Origin of the sequence: Micromonospora sp. KC606, assembly GCF_004348675.1 — a bacterium.
GTDB lineage: Bacteria > Actinomycetota > Actinomycetes > Mycobacteriales > Micromonosporaceae > Micromonospora.
The window spans coordinates 1-3,546 of record NZ_SMKN01000339.1 but is presented as its reverse complement, the minus strand read 5'-3'; the positions used below and the strand labels follow the sequence as shown (position 1 = coordinate 3,546).

Here is a 3,546-nt window from a genome sequence, read left to right as displayed (position 1 = left end):
GTGTCAGGCCGAGGGCGGAGTCTCAGGCCGGGGGCGGGGCGGCGTGAGCCCGGATCCAGGCGTGCATGGCGATGCCGCTGGCCACCCCGGCGTTGATCGACCGGGTCGACCCGTACTGGGCGATCGAGTAGAGCTGGTCGCAGGCGGCCCGCGCCGGTTCGGACAGCCCAGGCCCCTCCTGGCCGAAGAGAAGAACGCAGCGCCGGGGCAGAGTGGCGGTCTCCAGCGGCCGGGAGCCCGGGAGGTTGTCGATGCCCACCACCGGCAGGCCCGCCCCGGTGGCGTAGGCGACGAACTCCTCGATCGTCGCATGGTGCCGGACGTGCTGGTAGCGGTCGGTCACCATGGCGCCCCGCCGGTTCCACCGACGCAACCCGACGATGTGCACCTCGGCGGCGAGGAAGGCGTTGGCGTTGCGCACCACCGTGCCGATGTTGAAGTCGTGCTGCCAGTTCTCGATCGCCACATGGAAGTCGTGCCGGCGCTCGTCGAGGTCGGCGACGACGGCCTCCTGCCGCCAGTAGCGGTAGCGGTCTACCACGTTGCGCCGGTCGCCGTGCGCGAGGAGCTCCGGGTCGTACCGTGGGTCGTCCGGCGGGTCACCGGGCCAGGGGCCGACGCCCACGTCGAGTTGATCCTCGCTCACGGTCACCAGAGGGTACGGACAGCCGGACGGTCGCCGGACGCCGCCCCGGTCACCGCCGCAGTCCCAGGGCGCCGCCGAGCCGGTCGAGGAAGCGCCGGTCGGCCGGACCGGTGAGGTCTCTGGCGTGGCAGACCCGGACCCCGACGGACTCCACCCACTGCCGGTACGCGGCCGAGTCGGCCGGGTCGGCCCGTCGGCGCAGCACCCGCACCACCGCCCGGCAGTCGCCGAGCAGGTCCACCAGTCCGGCGAGGCCGTCGGTCGGTGTCGAGCCGCCGTCGTGCCGGGCGTAGATCGCGGCGACGACGGCGCGGACGAGATCACTGTCGGAGGCCCGGCCGGCAGCGACCGCGTCGAGCCCGGCCAGCCCTGCGGAGATGCCACGGGGCGGCCACCCGGGGGCGGGCGCGGCGGCGGCCACGAGCACCCGGCCGGGCAGGGTGGTCAGCAGGTCCCACTCGGCGGCGGAGTAGACGGCGGTGGTCATTGGTGCGGCACGGCGTCCGGCAGAGGGCGGCTCTCCGGCGAGGGAGTGGCTCATCTCAGACCTCCGGCGCCAGCATATGCCGCCGGGGCGGCCGCGGGTCCCGTCCCGGCCAGAACACGGCGGGGACGGGCGCGGGGTGACGTGGACGACCGCCTTCAGCGGGGCTGGGGGAAGCTGGGCCGCTCGGGGTCTACGCCGTCGGGCACCGCCGCGGCGGCGTACTCCTTCTTGGGGACCATGACCTTGCGCCGGAAGACGCAGACCAGGGTGCCGTCCTGGTTGTAGCCGCGGGTCTCCACCGAGACGACGCCACGGTCGGGCTTCGAGCCGGACTCCCGCTTGTCGAGCACGGTGGTCTCGCCGTAGATGGTGTCGCCGTGGAAGGTGGGGGCCACGTGCCGCAGCGACTCGACCTCCAGGTTGGCGATCGCCTTGCCACTGACGTCCGGCACCGACATGCCCAGCAGCAGCGAGTAGACGTAGTTGCCGACGACCACGTTGCGCTGGAAGTGGGTCGCCGACTCGGCGTAGTGGGCGTCCAGGTGCAACGGGTGGTGGTTCATGGTGAGCAGGCAGAAGAGGTGGTCGTCGTACTCGGTGACGGTCTTGCCCGGCCAGTGCCGGTAGACCGCGCCGACCTCGAACTCCTCGTAGTAGCGGCCGAACTGCATCCTTGTCCCCTCCGACGGGCGGCGATGGAGTCGCCACAGCATGCCTTACCGCTGGTTAAGGATTCGGCGGGGTCGAGGGCGGGGTGGAAATGTCACACCGGCCGCACCCGGAGGGGGACGCAATGAGCGGCGGGGCCCTCCCCGGCACCCGCCGCCCACGCTCTGATGTCCAAGATTCTGCCCCACGCGGTGGACACATCGACAGAGACGGGCGTCACATTTACCTTTTTGTTACATTACTCTGAGTAACCAACCGAGCGGTAAGGGGCGATCTTCGCGGCTTGCATCATCCCTCGTCAACCATCAAGTTACCCATTCGTAGTGGTCAATCGTGGCGATCTCCCTGGAAACGCTCCCATTACGACAGGTGACGCAAGTGCGTGTTGCATTTGCGTTCCGCACACGGGTCCGACAGATGCCCCTCGATGGCCTGCGGCACGCTCCACCCGCCGGCCGGTTTCGGCACCCCACGACCGGGAATTCCATCCGGACCGCCCTGGTTCTACCGGACGAAAAAGCAGTCCGCTGATCGGAGAGTGCAATGGCAACGGTTGAGCTCACCACGGCCAACTTCGACGAGGTCACCGAGAGCAACGGCATCGTGCTCGTCGACTTCTGGGCCGAGTGGTGCGGCCCGTGCAAGCGGTTCGCCCCGGTCTACGAGCGCTCCGCCGAGAAGCACCCGGACATCGTCTTCGGCAAGGTCGACACCGAGGCGCAGCAGGAGCTGGGCGCCAAGTTCGACATCCGCTCCATCCCGACGATCATGGCGATCCGGGACGGCGTGATCGTCTTCGCGCAGCCCGGCGCACTCCCCGAGTCGGCGCTGGAGAACCTGATCGAGCAGGTCCGGGCCCTGAACATGGACGACGTCCGCAAGCAGCTGTCCGACCACAAGCACTGAGCATCGACCGACCACGGCCGGGCCCCGCACCGGGGTCCGGCCGCCATCCTCCGACGCTCGTAGCCGGGGACTGCTCACCAACCTCCGCGATCGCCATGGCCTCCTCGTCGTCGAGCGGCGCCCGCCGACCCGGACCGGTCGCCACCGCGACACGCTGGGTCGACGCCACGCGGGGGCCACCACGATGCGCCGATCCCGTATCGTCACGACCCGATGGAGACGTTGACCTCCCACGGCCGGGCAGGCCGGCTGGTCGCCACTGCCCTCGGGGTCGGCCTGCTGCTCGCGGGCACCCTGCTGGGCCTCGACGACCACTTCCCGTTCGGCCCGTTCCGGATGTACTCCACCTCCCCGCCAGCGAACGCGCCGGCCCCCGACACCCGGGTCGAGGGCGTCGACCGCACCGGCACGGTGATCGCGCTCGGCCAGGACGCCACCGGCATCCGCCGGGCCGAGATCGAGGGCCAGCAGGCGCGGTACGCCGCCGACCCGGACCGGCTGCGCCAGGTCGCCGAGGCGTACGCCGAACGGCACCCCGACGCCCCGGCGCTGGTCGAGGTGCGCATCGTGATCCGCTGGTACGGCATCCAGCAGGGCCGGCCCACCGGCAGGTGGACCGACGAGACCGCCGTGCGCTGGGTAACCATCCGGTGATCGGCTGGCTCACCGAGGCTGTTCCCCGCGGTCGGGTCGCCGCCTTCCGCACCCTGGTCTACCTCTTCGTCGCCGCCGACCTCGTCGTCTTCACGCCCTGGGTACGCAGCCGGGTCGACGTGCCCGGCGAGCTCTACCAGCCGCTGCTGATCGGTCGGCTGCTGCCGCTGCCCACCCCGACCCC

At 70.9% G+C, this 3,546-nt stretch carries 5 protein-coding genes and 1 pseudogene; 3 read left to right on the top strand and 3 right to left on the bottom strand.

All coding sequences use genetic code 11. From position 1 onward, the window contains the following. Positions 1-22: 22 nt before the first annotated feature. The 3 genes from E1193_RS30540 to E1193_RS30530 all read right to left on the bottom strand — a co-directional run bounded on the left by E1193_RS30540 (position 23) and on the right by E1193_RS30530 (position 1,804). Entirely contained in the window at positions 23-646 is a 624-nt protein-coding gene (locus E1193_RS30540; protein WP_132186596.1) for an RNA methyltransferase, read from the bottom strand. A gap of 49 nt (positions 647-695) precedes the next feature. Beyond that, positions 696-1,187 (bottom strand): hypothetical protein, encoded by a 492-nt coding sequence (locus tag E1193_RS30535; RefSeq protein WP_132186595.1) that lies wholly within the window; start codon positions 1,185-1,187, stop codon positions 696-698. A 101-nt stretch (positions 1,188-1,288) separates the two neighbouring features. Then, positions 1,289-1,804 carry a MaoC family dehydratase gene (locus E1193_RS30530; RefSeq protein ID WP_132186594.1) on the bottom strand — a complete coding sequence of 172 codons (516 nt, stop codon included), beginning with the start codon at positions 1,802-1,804 and terminating at the stop codon, positions 1,289-1,291. A 541-nt stretch (positions 1,805-2,345) separates the two neighbouring features. Here E1193_RS30530 and trxA point away from each other — a divergent pair. The 3 genes and pseudogenes from trxA to E1193_RS30515 form a co-directional block, all read left to right on the top strand. Next, positions 2,346-2,708 (top strand): thioredoxin, encoded by a 363-nt coding sequence (gene trxA / locus E1193_RS30525; protein WP_132186593.1) that lies wholly within the window; start codon positions 2,346-2,348, stop codon positions 2,706-2,708. Positions 2,709-2,921: 213 nt separating this feature from the next. Then, positions 2,922-3,362: a hypothetical protein gene (locus E1193_RS30520; protein ID WP_132186592.1), complete on the top strand. Its 441-nt coding sequence runs from the start codon at positions 2,922-2,924 to the stop codon at positions 3,360-3,362. Beyond that, a pseudogene (locus tag E1193_RS30515) lies at positions 3,359-3,546 on the top strand (MFS transporter permease); the annotation flags it as partial. The gene E1193_RS30520 and the pseudogene E1193_RS30515, both read left to right, overlap by 4 nt.